The organism is Ruegeria sp. HKCCD7255, assembly GCF_013031565.1.
Lineage (GTDB): Bacteria > Pseudomonadota > Alphaproteobacteria > Rhodobacterales > Rhodobacteraceae > Ruegeria.
Genome location: NZ_WQAG01000004.1, coordinates 252,525 through 268,393 on the forward strand (window position 1 = coordinate 252,525; position 15,869 = coordinate 268,393).

Consider the following 15,869-nt stretch of genomic DNA (forward strand, 5'->3'; position numbering starts at 1 on the left):
CTGCCCGGTCTGGGCGGCCTGAACCTGTTGCTCAGGCGCGCCAATGCTGATCGACCGGATAAAGTGTTTTCAAACCAAGGGAAATTGAATATGACCGCGCAGGAAAGGGTCGGCTTGCGGTGCTTTGGCCTGGCTGGCTGGTCCGCAACTCGGGCAATAACGGTTCGATGCGCAACAACTTTGTGATCATTCAGCAAACAAACACTCTTTTGCGGATCGAAAATGGCCTTTTGGCAAGCGGCGCCAAACCATATAGGGTAGCAGGTGCAAACGCGCGGACTTTGCATGTTGAAGTGAAGCAGGCGAAAACATGAGCCTAAAAAAGAAATACGAAAACCCCTGCCGCGCACCGCGCATTCTGTTCTACAGCCACGATACGTTCGGTCTGGGCCATCTGCGCAGGTCTCGTGCCTTGGCGGCTTCGATCACCAAGGCCAACCCAAAATCATCGGCATTGATCCTGACCGGGTCACCCGTTGCCGGACGCTTTACCTTTCCACGGCGCGTGGACCATGTTCGCTTACCCGGCGTAACCAAGCGTTCGGACGGATCTTACGCGGCCCAAACCATGGGGATGAGCATTGACGAGGTCACAGAGCTTCGCGCCAGCCTGATCAAGACTTCGGTCAAACAGTTCGAACCAGACGTGCTGATCGTCGACAAAGAGCCCACCGGATTTCGGGGCGAACTGATACAAACTCTGGAATACCTTGAAGGATCCTGTGATACCAAGCTGGTTCTGGGGCTGCGCGATGTTCTGGACGAACCGGACGTTCTGGCTGCCGAATGGGCCCGGAAAGAGGCGGTAGCAGCCACCGAGCGGTTCTATCACGAAATCTGGGTCTATGGATTGCGTTCGGTTTATGACCCGACGATCGGCCTGCCGTTGTCCCCCGCCACGCAAAACCGGATCCACTGGACGGGGTATCTGCGCCGTGATCTGGGCCCGGTCGGAGAGCCCCCTGAACAGCCCTATATTCTGATCACGCCCGGCGGTGGTGGCGACGGTAAGGCAATGGTCAACCTTGTGCTTTCGGCCTATGAGCAAGACCCCGACCTGTCGCCGCGCGCTGTGCTGGTCTATGGTCCATTCCTGTCAGGCGAATTGCGCGAAGAGTTCGAAACCCGCGTCGCAGCTCTGAACGGGCGGGTGACCGCAGTTGGCTTCGAATCCGAGATCGAAACGCTTTTCGCGGGTGCCTCGGGGGTGGTCTGCATGGGGGGGTACAACACATTCTGCGAAGTTCTATCCTTCGACAAACCCGCCGTGATCGTGCCCAGAACCACACCGCGGCTGGAACAGTGGATCCGGGCGTCGCGCGCAGAAGAGTTGGGGCTGGTGCGGATGCTGGACGAAACTCGCGACGGGCTGACGCCTGACGCGATGATCCGCGCGATCCGAAACCTGCCCAATCAGCCTGTCCCGTCTCAGGCCATCGGCGCCGGGTTGCTGGAAGGGTTGGAATATGTCTCGCGGCGTGTGGGCGCATTACTGGGTCAGGAAAAAGAGCGCGCTGCAGGATGACATCACCAAACCCTAAGCTGGCGGTGCTGGTCAAAGGCTGGCCGCGCCTGTCCGAGACGTTCATCGCGCAAGAGCTGGTGGCGCTGCAAGAGGCCGGTCACCACTTCGATATCTGGTCGCTGCGCCACCCGACGGATACCAAACGTCATCCTTTGCATGATCGGTTTCAGGGCAAGGTGCATTACCTGCCGGAATATCTACATGATGAACCTGAACGTCTGATCCACGCGCGCGCCTACGCGCGCCGCTTGCCGGGCTATGCGCGCGCCTATGACATCTGGCGCAAAGACCTGCGCCGCGATCTGTCACACAACCGCATCCGTCGCTTTGGCCAGGCCTGTGTTCTGGCCACTGAGTTGCCCGACGACACGAGGGCATTGTATGCGCATTTCATGCACACGCCCTCTTCGGTCGCGCGATATGCTGCCATCATGCGCGATATCCCCTGGAGCTTTTCTGCCCACGCCAAGGACATCTGGACCTCGCCTGATTGGGAAAAGCGCGAAAAGCTGCACTCCAGTACCTATGGCGCGACCTTCGGCGCGACCTGCACCGCCATTGGGGCCCAACATCTGCGCGCATTGGCGGATGATCCGGCACGCATTGATCTAATCTATCACGGGCTTGATCTGTCCCGCTTTCCAGACGCCCCTCGGAAAGCCATACGCCGATCCACTGACCCGTTTCACATGCTGTCCGTTGGTCGATTGGTTGAGAAAAAGGGGTTTGACCGTCTGCTTGAGGCTTTCGCTTTGTTGCCCGAGGACCTGAACTGGCGCTGGACACATATTGGTGGTGGTACGCTGGCCGATGCGTTGCAACAGCAAGCAGATGTTTTGGGGCTCTCAGAGAGGATCACCTGGAAAGGCGCCTGTGATCAGCCCGAGGTGATTGCGGATATGCGCCAGTCGGATCTGTTTGTGCTGCCCAGCAGGATTGCAGCGGACGGCGACCGCGACGGGCTGCCCAATGTGCTAATGGAGGCAGCCTCGCAATTGCTGCCGATCCTGTCGACCCCGGTTTCGGCCATCCCCGAATTCATCGAAAACGGCACCCATGGCATGTTGTCGGAGGATCAGCCCAAGGCTCTGGCCAAGGCCATTACCGACCTGGCCGCGACACCGGAAATGACCACCGCCATGGCCCAGGCTGCCCACGAACGTTTGCTAGCCGAGTTTCGCATGGGCCCGGGCATCGCGCGTTTGTCAACGCGGCTACATGCGCTTTACTGCGGTGGCGTATGATGGCACGCGTGGCGTTCTATGCTCCGATGAAGCCACCCCACAGCGCAAACCCGTCGGGTGACCGGGAAATGGCACGCAACCTTATGTCGGCCATCGGGGCGTATGGCGATAAAGTTGATCTTGTCTCGGATCTGCGGGTTTTCGACAAATCCGGTGATGCCGGTCTGCAGGAGGATTTGTTAGGAAAGGCCGAACTTGAGGCAGCCAGGCTGATCCACGATTTAAACCCGGAAACCGATCTCTGGGTCACCTATCACAACTATTACAAAGCCCCTGACCTGCTGGGGCCGAAGGTGTGCGCGGCGCGCGGCATTCCTTATGTGCAGATGGAAAGCACAAGGGCGCAGTCGCGACTGAACGGGGGTTGGGATCGTTTTGCCCGCGCCGCCCACGACGCCTGCGACGCAGCGGATGTGATCTTTTATCACACGGCCAATGATCTAATTGCGCTCTCTCGCGACAAGCGCGCGGAACAGAGACTGGCCGAACTTCCACCTTTTCTACCCAGCCGACACTTGCCCCGGGCCTCTGACCTTAGCGGGCCGATGCTGAGTGTCGGCATGATGCGCCACGGGGACAAACTGGCCTCATACCGGATCCTTGCGGATGCGTTACGCCATCTGCGCGGCGACTGGTCGCTTGAGATTGCAGGCGATGGCGCCACGCGCGCCGAGGTCGAGCAGTTGATGGCACCCCATGGCGCAAGGGTCCGGTTCCTAGGCCAGTTGGAGCGTGATGCGCTGCAAAGCGCTTACGGGTCTGCGTCACTATTTGTGTGGCCCGGCGTGAACGAAGCCTATGGCATGGTCTATCTGGAAGCGCAGGCCGCAGGTTTGCCCATCGTCGCACAGGATCGGCCCGGAGTGCGTGACGTACTGGCCCCAGCCAATTATCCACGGCCTGAGGACGGGCCCGAAGGTCTGGCGCACCGAATGCAGGCCCTGTTGGACGCGCCCGACTTGCGCCGTAGCGAAGGTGCGCGGGTGCGCGTCTATGTCGGAACCCGCCATCTGATGCCCGCCGCATCGCAAGCGATCTGGTCGGTTCTGCGCCCGATGCTTGAGGCACGCGCATGACGCGGCTGGCCCTGATACGCCACGGGCACACTGCCTGGAATCGGGCCGGTCGTATTCAGGGCCGAAGCGACATCCCGCTGGATGTGGACGCACGGGCGGAACTGTCTGGCTATGCTCTGCCGCCGCCTTGGGACAGCGCACAGCTTTGGTCCAGCCCCTTGGCACGGGCAGTCGAGACGGCAAAGCTGATCTCGGGACGGGATCCTCGGCAGGATGACGCGCTGACCGAGATGAATTGGGGCGATTGGGAGGGCCAGCGCGGCGCGGACCTGATCGCCGATCCCGAAAGCGGCTATCGCCACATTGAAGAATGGGGCTGGGATTATCGCCCGGAGAACGGGGAAAGCCCCGCCGAGCTCTGGGCGCGACTTCAGCCCTGGCTGAGCGGACTTGAGGAGGATGCCGTGGCAGTATGCCATATCGGGATCATGCGGGTCATTCTGGCCAAGGCTTGGGGTTGGAACTTTGACCGCCCTGCCCCGTTCAAAATCAAACGCAACCGGCTGTTCATCGTCGATCTGGCCACTATGGAACCTGAGTCCGAGCCGGTTCGCCTGCTACCAAAAGAGACCACGTCATGAAGGTGATGATCGTGGTGACCCATTTGCTTGGCACCGGACATCTGAGCCGTGCCTTGACCTTGGGTCGTTCCTTTTCTGAAGCAGGACACGAGGTTTTTGTGATTTCAGGTGGGATGCCGGCGCCTCAGTTCGATACCAACGGGTTGAGCATACTCAACCTGCCACCGTTGCAATCGGACGGCGTGAATTTCACGCGTCTACTGGATCAAAGCGGCAGTGAGGTTGACAAGACCTATTTGACCGCACGCCAAACTGCTCTTGTTCAGGCCTTGCACAGCTTTGCCCCCGATCTGCTGATCACCGAGCTTTATCCTTTTGGTCGCCGCGTTCTTGCGGATGAGTTTTTGGCGCTGTTGTCTACCGCGGAAGGGTTGACGCGACGCCCGGTCGTCCTGAGTTCGATCCGGGATATACTGGCCCCGCCTTCAAAACCTGCGAAGGTTGAACAGACCAATACAGTACTCACCCGGTTCTATGACGGTGTGTTGGTGCATTCGGATCCTGAGGTCATCCGTTTGCAAAGCAGCTGGCCAGTGTCACCGGAATTGGCATGCAAGCTGCACTATACCGGCTTTGTTGCCCCGGTCCCTGCTGAGCTGCACCCCGACCGGGTCGGCGCAGGCGAAATCGTAGTCAGCGCAGGCGGCGGCGCGGTGGGGCAGCCGATCTTCCGCGCAGCCATCGAGGCTGCCCGGAAGATGACCATCAGGCGCTGGCGCCTGTTGGTTGGTGGCACGGACGGCGCGGAACGGCGCACCGAACTGTCGGGGCTGGCACAGGGCGCACCCGTAATCGTCGAGCCGCTGCGCCCGGATTTCCGGCACATGCTGAACCACGCAGCCGCTTCGGTCAGCATGTGCGGCTATAACACTGCGATGGATCTGCTCCAAAGCGGTTGTCCGGCTGTTGTCGTGCCCTTTGATGCGGGCAACGAGGCTGAACAAAGCTTGCGCGCGCAGAACCTTTCCCAACTTGACGCCTTCGAGGTCATTCCCAGCACCCAGCTGAACGGTGACACGCTGGCCGCAGCTTTGGACCGGGTGATCACGCAAGGTTCAAGACCCGTCACCGCGCAGGGGTTTGACGGGGCCCGGCGCACGGTCGAGATTGCGACCACCCTGGTGGAGGCACGACGATGAAACCTGACTGGACCCCTCTGCGCGCGGAACTGGCGCTGTGGCGGCAAGCTGGGCTGACATTGCCGCTTTGGTGGCGCGATGATGATGCTGTCACTGTTACCCCTCAACTGGAACAGCTGTCTGAGCTGTCACACACGCTTGGCCTGCCGGTGTATCTGGCGGTTATCCCCCAGACTGCCCAAACTGACCTGGCGGATGCACTGACCAGCACCCCCTGGCTGATCCCAGTGGTCCATGGCTGGGCCCATACCAATCACGCGCCAGCCGACGAGAAAAAGGCCGAGTTTCGCCTGCACCGCCCGCTTGAGACACTTCGAACCGAGGCCGAGGCCGGGTTAAACCGGTTGCAGGACCTGTTCGGCCAGAGCCTCGCGCCGATGTTTGTGCCGCCCTGGAACCGAATTGCCGGTGAGATGATCGCCGAACTGCCCAAGCTGGGTTACCGGTTTCTGTCCACCGCGACCCCGCGCAAGAGTGCCTATCCGGCCGACGGGCTTGCCCAGGTCAACACCCATCTGGACCCGATTGACTGGCGTGGCACGCGCAGCCTGAAGGATCCCGATGCGTTGATTGAGCAAACCGTTGGCCTGCTTAAAGACCGCCGCGAGGGGCGCAGTGACAACGACGAACCCTTTGGTGTCCTGACCCATCATCTGGTCCATGACCCCGATATCTGGGCCTTTACCCATGACCTGATTGCGCAGCTTCTGGAGGCGCCCTGCCATCTCTGGACCGCACATGACACATCCGAATTTCAAGGAGACCCCGCATGAGCCGACTCGATTCCATGCTGCGCCGACTGACCGCCCAGCGCGACGGTCTGAACTGGGCTGCTGAACAGATCCGCGACCTGGACGGAGATGTGCTGGATATGGGGCTGGGCAATGGCCGCACCTATCATCACCTGCGCGAGATCCTGCCCGAGCGGCGTATCTTGGTGATGGACCGTGTGTTGCAATGTCACCCCGACAGCACCCCACCCGCCGAGGATTTCCTGCAAGGTGAAGCAGAACCTGTGCTGCAAAAACTGGCCGAGACCGGCCAGAGCTTTGTCATGGCCCATTATGATTTTGGGCGCGGCATCAAATCGGAAGATGTGGCCGAAGCAGCCCGGCTCAGCCCTATGATCGCGGCGATCATGAAACCCGGCGGATTGCTGATTTCGGGTCAGCCGCTGGTGGGGTTCGAGCAGATCAAAGGGCCGGACACAATCGCGCCGGACCGCTATCTGTTCTATCGCACCTGATCAGGCGACGCGCTGGCCGCGTGCCCAAACCGCGCTGAGCGCTGGCACATCCGACCGCAGACGGAAGCGCAACAGATCGGCGCGTGCTCCGGCCTGCAAAGCTCCGCGATCCTCGAGCCCCACAGCTTGCGCTGGCGTTTGGGTCACAGTTCGGATCCCGCGTGGCATATCCCCCCAGAGCTGTCCGAGCATAACAGCCGAGAGCAGCAGCGCAGAGGGCACGTAGTCAGAAGACATGATATCCAGATGATCCCGCTCGGCCAATTCGCGGGCCGAGACATTGCCGGAATGTGAGCCGCCGCGGATGACATTTGGCGCACCCATCATTACCTTGATCCCATGGGTATGGCAGGCCTTAGCGGCCTCGACCGTGGTGGGAAATTCGGCCAGACGAATGCCGTGGCCCGCCGACACCCGCACCTGATCTTCGGTCGTGTCATCATGGCTGGCCAACACAGCCCCGAAACGCCGGGCAGCTTTGACAGTTTCGACCTCATGCGCATCACCATGCCGGTCGCGCAGTGTTTTCAACTGGGCGACATGCTGCATGAAGGTGTCGTCATCCATCGCATATTTGCCCTTCATATAGGCCTCGAGCTTGCTCAGATCCCGGAATTGCCGCTGTCCCGGCGTGTGATCCATGATCGAGACAAGCCCGACCCGGTCGTCCTGGTCGAACTCTTCCAGCTCTGCGATCAGTGTTTCCGAACACACCTCGGCCCGCAGATGCAGGAAATGGCTGATCTTCAGCGCATCCTGCTCGCGCAGTTGCCAAAGCTCTTGCGACAGGCCGCGCGCGTATTTCAGGTATTTTCTCGCACCAGAGGGAATGGAACCTACGCGCATTGCATCAAACACGGTGGTGATACCGGTGCTGGCCAGTTCAGCGTCATGAGCAATGATGGCCGAAGCATGAGGCCAATCGACGCCCGGGCGCGGTTGAATATGACGCTCCAGATTGTCCGTGTGTAGCTCAACCAGACCGGGGCATAGGAAATCGCCCTCGCAATCCACCGCACCGGACGGCACCGCAGCGCCTGTGTTCACTTCTGCAATGGTCTCGCCCGAAATACGAAGGCTGCCGGTCACCATCTCATCGGGCAGGATGAGCGTTGCATTGGCAAGGATCAATTCTTCTGTCATCTGAACTTCATAGGGTTTGAGCTATAGGAACGGCCAAGCAGTAGGAGGCCAATGTGACATTCACGCGATACGCGCTTTATTACGCTCCGCCAGCAGGGGCAGAGTGGACGGCTTTCGCAATCCGTTGGCTGGGTTGGGACATGGAAACCGGGGCCGTAAAGCCGCATCCGGCTGTCCCGGATGTGGATGTACGCTCGGTGACGGACACACCGCGCAAATACGGGCTGCACGGGACGATGAAGCCCCCGTTTCGCCTGGCTGAGGGGCAGAGTTTCGATGCGCTGCAAGCCGCCTGCGCGCAATTGGCCGCGCACCAAAAGACGGTGGTGCTGGATGGGTTGGAAATTGCGCGTCTGGGTCGGTTTCTGGCTCTGCGCCCTTTGGGCGACACCCAAGCGCTGAACAATCTGGCGGCGGCCTGCGTACAGGATCTGGACGCGTTTCGCGCCCCAGCTGCCGAGGCCGAACTGGCCCGCCGCCGTGCTGCGGGCCTGTCCCCGGCGCAAGAGAGCAACCTGCTCCAATGGGGTTATCCTTATGTGCTGGACCAGTTCCGATTTCACATCACGCTGACCGGCAGGCTGGACAAATCCACTCTGACAGGCGTTGAAACGGCGCTGGAGCAGCAGCTTGTACCTTTGCTGCCCACGCCATTCACGATCCAGGATCTGGCGCTGATGGGTGAGGCTGAAGATGGGCGATTTCACCTGATCCAACGCTATGCCCTTTCAGCCTGAAGCCGCATCTGGATCGTGGCCAGAGTGTTTCGCAAGGGCCCGGAATTGTCGATCTCGATCACCCGGTTCAGCCCCTCGGGCAGCGGTAGTTTCGCACGTCCCAAACGCCTGGTCTGTTCCACTACCGTCTCGCGCCCGCGGGCGGACAGGCGCTGGGCCAGAACCTCGGGCTTGGCCGTCAGGGAAATCACGATCAGCTCGGTGAATGCCTCTTGCGCCTGCAACAGAACCGAACGGGACAGGTTCACCAGCACGGCATCCGCCTTGCGACGGTTGTCATCGATTGTAGCGGGGACGGCATAGCGCAGCCCGTGGGCGGACCAATGCAAGGCAAAGGCACCGTCATCGACCATGCGCTGAAACTGCGCGTCCGAAACCCGATCAAAATCTTCACCGTCTTCGCCTTCGGGGCGGGTGATAACCCGGCGCAGGCGGTGGATCCCGGGAGATTGTGCAACCATCCCGTCCATCACTGTGTCTTTGCCCACACCCGAGGGGCCTACCACCGCTATGACAGGCGCCAGTGTCACGCCGCCTGACCCGGAGTGAAGCCCGAAACGTCGATCTCACGATCACAGACCTGATTGCGTGCGCCCGTATCGTGGAAAATGCCAATGATCGCCGCACCGCGCGCCTTGGCCTCTTCGATCAGCGCCAATACCGTCTCGCGGTTTTGCACATCCAGCGAGGCGGTCGGTTCATCCAGCAACAGCGCCGGGTAATCATGCGCAAAGCCGCGCGCGATATTGACCCGTTGCTGTTCACCGCCAGAAAAGGTCGTAGGGCTGAGCCCCCAAAGACGTTCGGGGATGTTCAGCCGCCGCAACAAGGCGCCCGCTTTGTCCAGCGATGCGGCCCTGTCCCGGCCCAAGGCCAGCAAAGGCTCTGCCACCACATCCAAGGTCGGCACCCGGGGCACCACGCGCAGGAACTGGCTGACATATCCCAAGGTCTCGCGCCGCAAAGCCAGGATTTGGCGGGGCTCGGCCTGCGCCACATCCAACCCGCCGACCAGAACCCGGCCCGAAGCCGCCAGATAGTTGCCATAGATCACCCGCATCAGCGTGGATTTACCAGCCCCCGACGCGCCGGTCAGGGCAACGCATTCACCGGGCGCAACTTTCAGTGCCGCGCCCTCCATCACCGGAAGCACCGCACCCCCCTGATTGTGCAGGGTAAAGCTCTTGCTGACATCGCTCAGTTCAATCATGGCTTCATCTTTTTTCAAATACTCAAACCTGTAACACGCTGGACACAAGCAGTTGCGTATAGGCATGCTGCGGATCGTCCAGCACCTGATCGGTCAACCCACCCTCGACCACATGGCCATCTTTCATCACCATCAAACGGTCTGCCAGCAGGCGCACCACAGCCAGATCATGGGTGACGATGATGGCGCTCAGCCCCATTTCGCGGACCAGCCCGCGCAGCAGGTCCAGCAGCCGCGCCTGAACCGAAACATCCAGCCCGCCCGTGGGTTCATCCATAAAGACCAGCCGAGGACCAGTGACCAAATTGCGGGCAATCTGCAACCGCTGCTGCATGCCGCCGGAAAAAGCGGTCGGGCGGTCATCGACGCGGCTTTCATCAATTTCGACCCGGCCCAGCCAGTCAATGGCCCGATCGCGGATCTGGCCATAATGGCGGTCACCCACGGCCATCAGACGTTCCCCGATATTGCCGCCTGCGCTGACCGACATGCGCAACCCGTCGCGCGCATGCTGATGCACAAAGGCCCAATCGGTGCGCCCCAGCATGCGGCGTTCAGGTTCGGACATGGTGACCGTATCCACCGGACCGTCGACCCGCGTGTCAAAGATGACCTGCCCGGCATCTGGTGGCAGATGACCAGCCAGACAGTTCAACAGGGTCGATTTGCCCGACCCGCTTTCGCCGACGATCCCCATCACTTCGCCGGGGTAAAGGTCAAAGCTCACATCGGCGCAACCGATGCGCATGCCGTAATGCTTCTTGATCCCTTTGACTCGCAACAACGGTGTCATGCTGCGTCCTCCGCACCCATCGGCCCCATATGCCCTGCTTCACGACGCGACCGGCAGTAATCAGTGTCAGAGCAGACAAACATCCGGTTGCCCGCGTCATCCATGATCACCTCGTCCAGATAACTGTCTTCGGCCCCACACAGATCGCAGCAATGATCCGCCTTTGTGGCTTCGAACGGGTAGTCTTCGAAATCGAGGCTGACCACTTTGGTATGCGGCGGCACTGCATAGATCCGCTGTTCGCGCCCGGCCCCAAACAGCTGGATCGCGTCCATCTCAAGCTTTGGGTTGTCAAACTTTGGGATCGGAGACGGGTCCATCACATAGCGCCCCGATACGCGGACCGGATAGGCATATGAGGTCGAAATCGCCCCATGCTGGCTGATGTCTTCGTAAAGCTTCACATGCATCAGCCCGTATTCTTCCAGACTGTGCATCTTGCGCGTTTCCGTCTCGCGCGGCTCTAAGAACCGCAGCGGTTCGGGGATCGGCACCTGATAGACCAGGATTTGATCCTCGGTCAGCTTGGCCTCAGGGATGCGGTGGCGGGTCTGGATGATCGTCGCCTGCGAGGTGTCCTCGGTGGTTTCCACCCCGGCGGTGTTTTCAAAGAACTTACGGATCGAAACCGCATTGGTGGTGTCATCCGCGCCCTGATCTATCACCTTCAATCGATCCTCGGGCGTGAGCGTCGCGGCTGAAACCTGCACCCCGCCCGTGCCCCAGCCATAGGGCATCGGCATCTCGCGGCTGGCAAAGGGCACCTGATAGCCCGGCACCGCCAGCCCTTTCAGAATGGCGCGGCGGATCATCCGTTTGGTTTGTTCATCCAGATAGGCGAAATTATACGCGCTCATAAGAACCCCCGTTCTGCCAAAGCAACTTCCAAAGCCTGCGGAGAGGTAAAGTGGATGCCATCCATGCCAACGGCCTGTGCGCCTTTAACATTGTGCAGCCCGTCATCGATGAACACGCAGTGTTCAGGCGCGATATCTGCCCGCTCGCAGAGCAGGTGGAATATGCGCGCGTCAGGTTTCATGATGCCCTCTTGTCCGGACACGACGAGTGTTTCGAACACTTCGCCCAAACGCGGTTGCACCTTCAGCCCCTCCGGCCAAGTCTCAGCCGACCAATTGGTGATCGCGTGCACAGGTGTGCCCTGCGCCTTCAGCCGGTCCAGAATGGCCCAGGTGCCGTGGATCGGCTCTTCGACCGTGCGGGAATACAGCGGTACATAATCTGCAAACAGGCGTTGGTCTTCAGGGTCTTCCAGTTCTAGCGCCATGTCCGCAAACAGGGCCCCATTGTCTCCGCGCGCGTTCTTTTCCAAGAAACCTGTACGTTCGATAAACGCATGCGCCGCCTCTTCCGAGCCCAGCGCCTCGACCCAGGCCAGATGCGGTTTCCAATCGACCAGAACGCCACCAATATCGAATACAACAGCCTTCATTCTGCGGCCTCCTTGGGTGCCATACGCGCTTCGGCCTCGCGGCGCAGTTTGCGAACCAGTTCCAACTCGGACTGGAAATCCACGTAATGCGGCAGTTTGATATGTTCGAGAAAGCCTGTGGCCTGAATGTTGTCGGCATGGCTCAGCACAAATTCCTCATCCTGCGCCGGAGCCCCCAGATTATCCTCGCCCAGTTCCTCCCAACGCAAGGCGCGATCCACCAGAGCCATGGCGATGGATTTGCGCTCGGACTGACCAAAGACCAGGCCGTAACCGCGCGTAAATTGTGGCGGTTCGGTCTTTGATCCCTGAAACTGGTTCACGGTCTCACATTCGGTCAGCTCAACCTCACCGATATCAATGGCAAAGCCCAGTTCGGGGATGTCCATTTCCACCGAAACCTTGCCAATGCGCAGTTCGCCCACAAAAGCGTGGTTGCGCGCATAACCGCGCTGGGTCGAGTAGGCCATGCCCAGAACAAAGCCTTCATCACCCCGGGTCAGCGATTGCAGGCGCAGCGGACGGTTCGAAGGGAAGGCTATCGGCTCGCGCGTCAGATCACCCGGGGCGTCGTCGCTGAAAACCTCATCCTGGATGATGTCTTCGCCTTTGAGGAACTCGGTGATATGCGGCGTGTCTTCCTGTCGAGGTGCTGCGACCGGCGCGTGGGGCGCGTCGCCGTCAGCGGCCAGTTTGAAATCCAAAAGACGGTGCGTATAGTCGAAGGTCGGCCCCAGAACCTGCCCGCCCGGTGCGTCTTTGAACGTTGCCGAGATCCGGCGGTCACACCGCATGGCGCCGGTATCGACCGGGTTGGAATAGCCAAAGCGCGGCAAGGTGGTGCGATAGGCCCGGATCAGAAAGATTGCCTCGATCAGATCCCCGCGTGCCTGCTTGATCGCCAGCGCCGCCAGATCAGGATCGTACAAAGACCCCTCGGCCATGACCCGGTTCACCGCCAGGCTCAGCTGTTCGCGGATCTGTGCGTTGCTCAGCTCGGCCACATCTGTATCGCCGCGCCGCTCTTCGGCCAGCCAGGCATGGGCGTTGTCGATGGCCTGTTCACCGCCCTTAACTGCAACATACATCGCCTATGCCTCCGCCTTGATCTGGGTACTGCGCGGCAGGGCTGCGACTTTGTCCCCGGCAGTGAAGAAGAAATCGCATCCCAGCGGGTAGAGCATCGCATTGCCCTGCAGTGCTCCGATGCCCGGCAGGGACATATGCGCCGTGGACCGGATGCCGGGGCCGCTGAGCACCGCGCCGCGCGGCTCCAGCTGGTCACATTCGACGATCAAGGTTGCAGACCGGTCCGGGTATTCCGGTGTTCCGATGCGGTAGGCATTCAGTGGCATAAGATCCTCCCACCGGCCAATGGCGAAATCGGCATCGGCTGCACGCACGAACGGCGCGCCGGTGTGAAAGGTCAGCCATTGACGCACCGCCGGGTTGTCAGTGTCGCCCGCCAGATAGATCCCTGTGTCCGGGTCACAAAGGGTCAACAGCAGAGTACCCGCTGCTACAGACAAAGGTGCTGGCGGCTCGGCACCCGCGATTTCTCGTATATCACCCGGACGCGCCATAGCGGTCATCGCCGCACGAAAGGCATAGGCCGCGTCGCGTGGGGCATCGTTGAACCCGCCTGCAAATTGGTGATGGTCCTGCATCAATCCTCTCCCCGTGCCATGGTGAAGAACTCGACCTTCGTGGCGGCCGCCTTGGCTGCGCGGGCAGTGCGAGCCGTTTGCTCCCGGCGCTTGAGCGGATCAATGATGGTTGCCCGGATCACCTCGGCCGCTGGGGTCTGCATCATCGCATCAATCACAGCCGCGACCTCGGCCTTGGCCTTGGAACGGCCCTGAACATAACCATGACCAACCGCCCCATCCTGCAAGACAACCGAACACCGAGTGACCGTAACTTCGCCCAGATTAAACGGCGCACCCGTGGCACCCGTCCGCCCGCGCACCATGACACCGCCGATCTCGGGCTTGCGCAACCAGTCAAAGACTGGACGCTCAGCGACCGCATCCCAGAGTTCCATGATGGCCGGCTCGGGCGCACGTGCCATAAGGCCCATCCATTCCTGCCGTGCGGCTGTGTCAGAATGCTGTTGATCCGTCATCGCGGCCTCTTGTCTTGGTTGTCTACAACAACTATACAACTAGACAAATAATACCCCTACTCGGAACCCATCGCAATCCCGCTTCCTGTGAAACTTTGATGACATGAGCAAGACACCGATCTGGAAATCCATCGCGTTGAGCCTGACTGCGGATATCGCCGAAGGCAGATACCGTGCCGGTGATCGCCTGCCGACCGAGGCGCAACTTTCGGCGACCCACGGAGTAAACCGCCACACCGTGCGGCGCGCGCTGTCGGATCTGGCCGAACGCGGGCTGGTTCATGCCAGACGCGGCGCGGGCGTGTTTGTATCGGCCCATGCCACGGATTACCCCATCGGCAAACGCGTGCGTTATCATCAGAGCATATCAGCCAGCGGCAAAATCCCCGGGAAACGTGTGTTGGCTTTGAACACCCGAGCGGCAGATGAGGCCGAGGCCGCGGCGCTCGGCCTCAATCCCGGCGATCCGGTTCATGTCTATGACGGGCTGTCACTGGCCAATGGCCAACCCATCGGGCTGTTTCAAAGCGTTTTCCCGGCAGAGCGTTTTCCCGACCTGTTGGAAAGCTTGTCGCAGAACGCATCCGTCACCCACGCGCTACAATCCTGTGGGGTCGCCGATTACACGCGTATCTCAACCCGCCTGACCGCCCGTGCCGCAAGCGCAACCCAAGCGCTGCATCTGCAAGTGACCGAAGGCGCGCCGGTCTTGCATTCCTTAGGGATCAACGCCGATCCTGATGGCCGCCCTGTTGAATATGGCAAGACCTTTTTCGTTGGTGAGCGCCTGACACTGAACTTGAACGAGACCTGACCCGCAAAGGCTCCCGCCCGTCTTCGACCTCCTGTCGGAGGCCTCATCCCGTTGGGGGCAGCGCCGCGCGCAGCGCGGCGCCGGGCCCAAAGCCGCCAAGCGGGATCGGCGCAGCCGATGCACCTGCGGGTGCGGCAGCTTTTCGGGTCGCGCAAATGCTCAACCGGAATATTTCTCAAGAAAGGCTTCCGCAGACAGCGCCCGGAAATCCGGTAAGGCCGCGCGCAGTTTACCATTGTCCCAGTCCCACCAGGCAAGCGCCATCATCCGTTCCGCAACCGGCTCCGAAAACCTGCGCCGGATCGGCTGTGCCGTCACGCCCGCCACAATCGTATAAGGCGCCACGTGCTTGGTGACGATTGCGCCGGACGCCACGACCGCGCCATGTCCTATTGTCACCTCTGGCTTGATTATCGCCCCGTGTCCGATCCAGGTGTCATGCCCGACAAAAGCCATTCGACTGGCACGATGGGCAAACCAGTCAGCGTCATGCTCGGCATCGTCCCAATAATCCGCCGACCGGTAATGGAAGTGATGCAACGAGGCTTTCTCCATCGGGTGATCCGTCGCGCCGATGCGGGTGAAACTGGCGATGTTCGAGAATTTGCCGATCTGCGCATTGGCGATATCGCAGGTGCGGTCGCAATAGGAGTAATCTCCGAAGATGCTGTTCGCGACCCGCGACCCGGCACCGATTTCCACATATTCGCCGAACTGGCTGTCGGTGATCTGGCAATCGGGGTGGATGAAGGGCTTATCGCGATGCAATCGGGGCATGGCTGTCGT

19 protein-coding genes are annotated in these 15,869 nt (G+C 60.6%); 9 read left to right on the forward strand and 10 right to left on the reverse strand.

What is annotated here, in order from left to right:
* Positions 1 to 310 precede the first annotated feature (310 nt).
* From GOX45_RS10510 to GOX45_RS10540, 7 genes are read left to right on the forward strand one after another with little or no spacing between them, the layout of a single operon-like run.
* The gene (locus tag GOX45_RS10510) at positions 311 to 1,525 is read left to right on the forward strand and encodes a glycosyltransferase family protein (RefSeq protein ID WP_171100620.1); all 1,215 of its coding nucleotides are present in this window, start codon (positions 311 to 313) and stop codon (positions 1,523 to 1,525) included.
* Positions 1,522 to 2,769, forward strand: a complete 1,248-nt coding sequence (locus GOX45_RS10515; RefSeq protein ID WP_171100621.1) for a glycosyltransferase family 4 protein — start codon at positions 1,522 to 1,524, stop codon at positions 2,767 to 2,769. Before GOX45_RS10510 ends, GOX45_RS10515 begins: the two co-directional genes overlap by 4 nt.
* A complete protein-coding gene (locus tag GOX45_RS10520; protein ID WP_171100623.1) occupies positions 2,769 to 3,845 on the forward strand; it encodes a glycosyltransferase family 4 protein in 1,077 nt (358 codons plus the stop codon). The genes GOX45_RS10515 and GOX45_RS10520 overlap by 1 nt, the downstream gene beginning before the upstream one ends.
* Positions 3,842 to 4,426 (forward strand): histidine phosphatase family protein, encoded by a 585-nt coding sequence (locus tag GOX45_RS10525; RefSeq protein ID WP_171100625.1) that lies wholly within the window; start codon positions 3,842 to 3,844, stop codon positions 4,424 to 4,426. Before GOX45_RS10520 ends, GOX45_RS10525 begins: the two co-directional genes overlap by 4 nt.
* Positions 4,423 to 5,565: a glycosyltransferase family protein gene (locus GOX45_RS10530; RefSeq protein ID WP_171100627.1), complete on the forward strand. Its 1,143-nt coding sequence runs from the start codon at positions 4,423 to 4,425 to the stop codon at positions 5,563 to 5,565. The genes GOX45_RS10525 and GOX45_RS10530 overlap by 4 nt, the downstream gene beginning before the upstream one ends.
* Positions 5,562 to 6,338, forward strand: a complete 777-nt coding sequence (locus tag GOX45_RS10535) for a polysaccharide deacetylase family protein (protein WP_171100629.1) — start codon at positions 5,562 to 5,564, stop codon at positions 6,336 to 6,338. The genes GOX45_RS10530 and GOX45_RS10535 overlap by 4 nt, the downstream gene beginning before the upstream one ends.
* The gene (locus GOX45_RS10540) at positions 6,335 to 6,811 is read left to right on the forward strand and encodes a class I SAM-dependent methyltransferase (protein WP_171100631.1); all 477 of its coding nucleotides are present in this window, start codon (positions 6,335 to 6,337) and stop codon (positions 6,809 to 6,811) included. Before GOX45_RS10535 ends, GOX45_RS10540 begins: the two co-directional genes overlap by 4 nt.
* Here GOX45_RS10540 and GOX45_RS10545 read toward each other — a convergent pair whose 3' ends face one another.
* Positions 6,812 to 7,954, reverse strand: a complete 1,143-nt coding sequence (locus GOX45_RS10545; protein ID WP_171100634.1) for an alpha-D-ribose 1-methylphosphonate 5-triphosphate diphosphatase — start codon at positions 7,952 to 7,954, stop codon at positions 6,812 to 6,814.
* Positions 7,955 to 8,007: 53 nt separating this feature from the next.
* Here GOX45_RS10545 and GOX45_RS10550 point away from each other — a divergent pair, with 53 nt between their 5' ends.
* The gene (locus GOX45_RS10550) at positions 8,008 to 8,691 is read left to right on the forward strand and encodes a DUF1045 domain-containing protein (RefSeq protein WP_171100635.1); all 684 of its coding nucleotides are present in this window, start codon (positions 8,008 to 8,010) and stop codon (positions 8,689 to 8,691) included.
* Here GOX45_RS10550 and phnN read toward each other — a convergent pair.
* From phnN to phnG, 8 genes are read right to left on the reverse strand one after another with little or no spacing between them, the layout of a single operon-like run.
* Positions 8,673 to 9,221, reverse strand: coding sequence for a phosphonate metabolism protein/1,5-bisphosphokinase (PRPP-forming) PhnN (phnN, locus tag GOX45_RS10555; protein ID WP_171100637.1), 549 nt, complete (start codon positions 9,219 to 9,221; stop codon positions 8,673 to 8,675). The two genes, GOX45_RS10550 and phnN, sit on opposite strands and share 19 nt — an antisense overlap.
* Positions 9,218 to 9,901 (reverse strand): phosphonate C-P lyase system protein PhnL, encoded by a 684-nt coding sequence (phnL, locus tag GOX45_RS10560; RefSeq protein ID WP_171100639.1) that lies wholly within the window; start codon positions 9,899 to 9,901, stop codon positions 9,218 to 9,220. The genes phnN and phnL overlap by 4 nt, the downstream gene beginning before the upstream one ends.
* A 22-nt stretch (positions 9,902 to 9,923) precedes the next feature.
* Positions 9,924 to 10,694 (reverse strand): phosphonate C-P lyase system protein PhnK, encoded by a 771-nt coding sequence (gene phnK / locus GOX45_RS10565; protein ID WP_171100641.1) that lies wholly within the window; start codon positions 10,692 to 10,694, stop codon positions 9,924 to 9,926.
* A complete protein-coding gene (locus GOX45_RS10570) occupies positions 10,691 to 11,551 on the reverse strand; it encodes an alpha-D-ribose 1-methylphosphonate 5-phosphate C-P-lyase PhnJ (RefSeq protein WP_171100643.1) in 861 nt (286 codons plus the stop codon). Before GOX45_RS10570 ends, phnK begins: the two co-directional genes overlap by 4 nt.
* Positions 11,548 to 12,144, reverse strand: coding sequence for an HAD family phosphatase (locus tag GOX45_RS10575; protein WP_171100644.1), 597 nt, complete (start codon positions 12,142 to 12,144; stop codon positions 11,548 to 11,550). Before GOX45_RS10575 ends, GOX45_RS10570 begins: the two co-directional genes overlap by 4 nt.
* Positions 12,141 to 13,232 (reverse strand): carbon-phosphorus lyase complex subunit PhnI, encoded by a 1,092-nt coding sequence (locus GOX45_RS10580; RefSeq protein ID WP_171100647.1) that lies wholly within the window; start codon positions 13,230 to 13,232, stop codon positions 12,141 to 12,143. Before GOX45_RS10580 ends, GOX45_RS10575 begins: the two co-directional genes overlap by 4 nt.
* 3 nt (positions 13,233 to 13,235) lie before the next feature.
* A complete protein-coding gene (gene phnH, locus GOX45_RS10585; protein ID WP_171100648.1) occupies positions 13,236 to 13,811 on the reverse strand; it encodes a phosphonate C-P lyase system protein PhnH in 576 nt (191 codons plus the stop codon).
* A complete protein-coding gene (phnG, locus tag GOX45_RS10590) occupies positions 13,811 to 14,269 on the reverse strand; it encodes a phosphonate C-P lyase system protein PhnG (protein WP_171100650.1) in 459 nt (152 codons plus the stop codon). Before phnG ends, phnH begins: the two co-directional genes overlap by 1 nt.
* Positions 14,270 to 14,372: 103 nt before the next feature.
* Between phnG and phnF the strand changes: the two genes are divergently transcribed.
* Positions 14,373 to 15,083 (forward strand): phosphonate metabolism transcriptional regulator PhnF, encoded by a 711-nt coding sequence (gene phnF, locus GOX45_RS10595; protein WP_171100651.1) that lies wholly within the window; start codon positions 14,373 to 14,375, stop codon positions 15,081 to 15,083.
* Between the two features lie 159 nt (positions 15,084 to 15,242).
* On the opposite strand, the gene GOX45_RS10600 is transcribed toward phnF, so the two are convergent.
* The gene (locus tag GOX45_RS10600) at positions 15,243 to 15,860 is read right to left on the reverse strand and encodes a chloramphenicol acetyltransferase (protein WP_171100653.1); all 618 of its coding nucleotides are present in this window, start codon (positions 15,858 to 15,860) and stop codon (positions 15,243 to 15,245) included.
* Positions 15,861 to 15,869 lie beyond the last annotated feature (9 nt).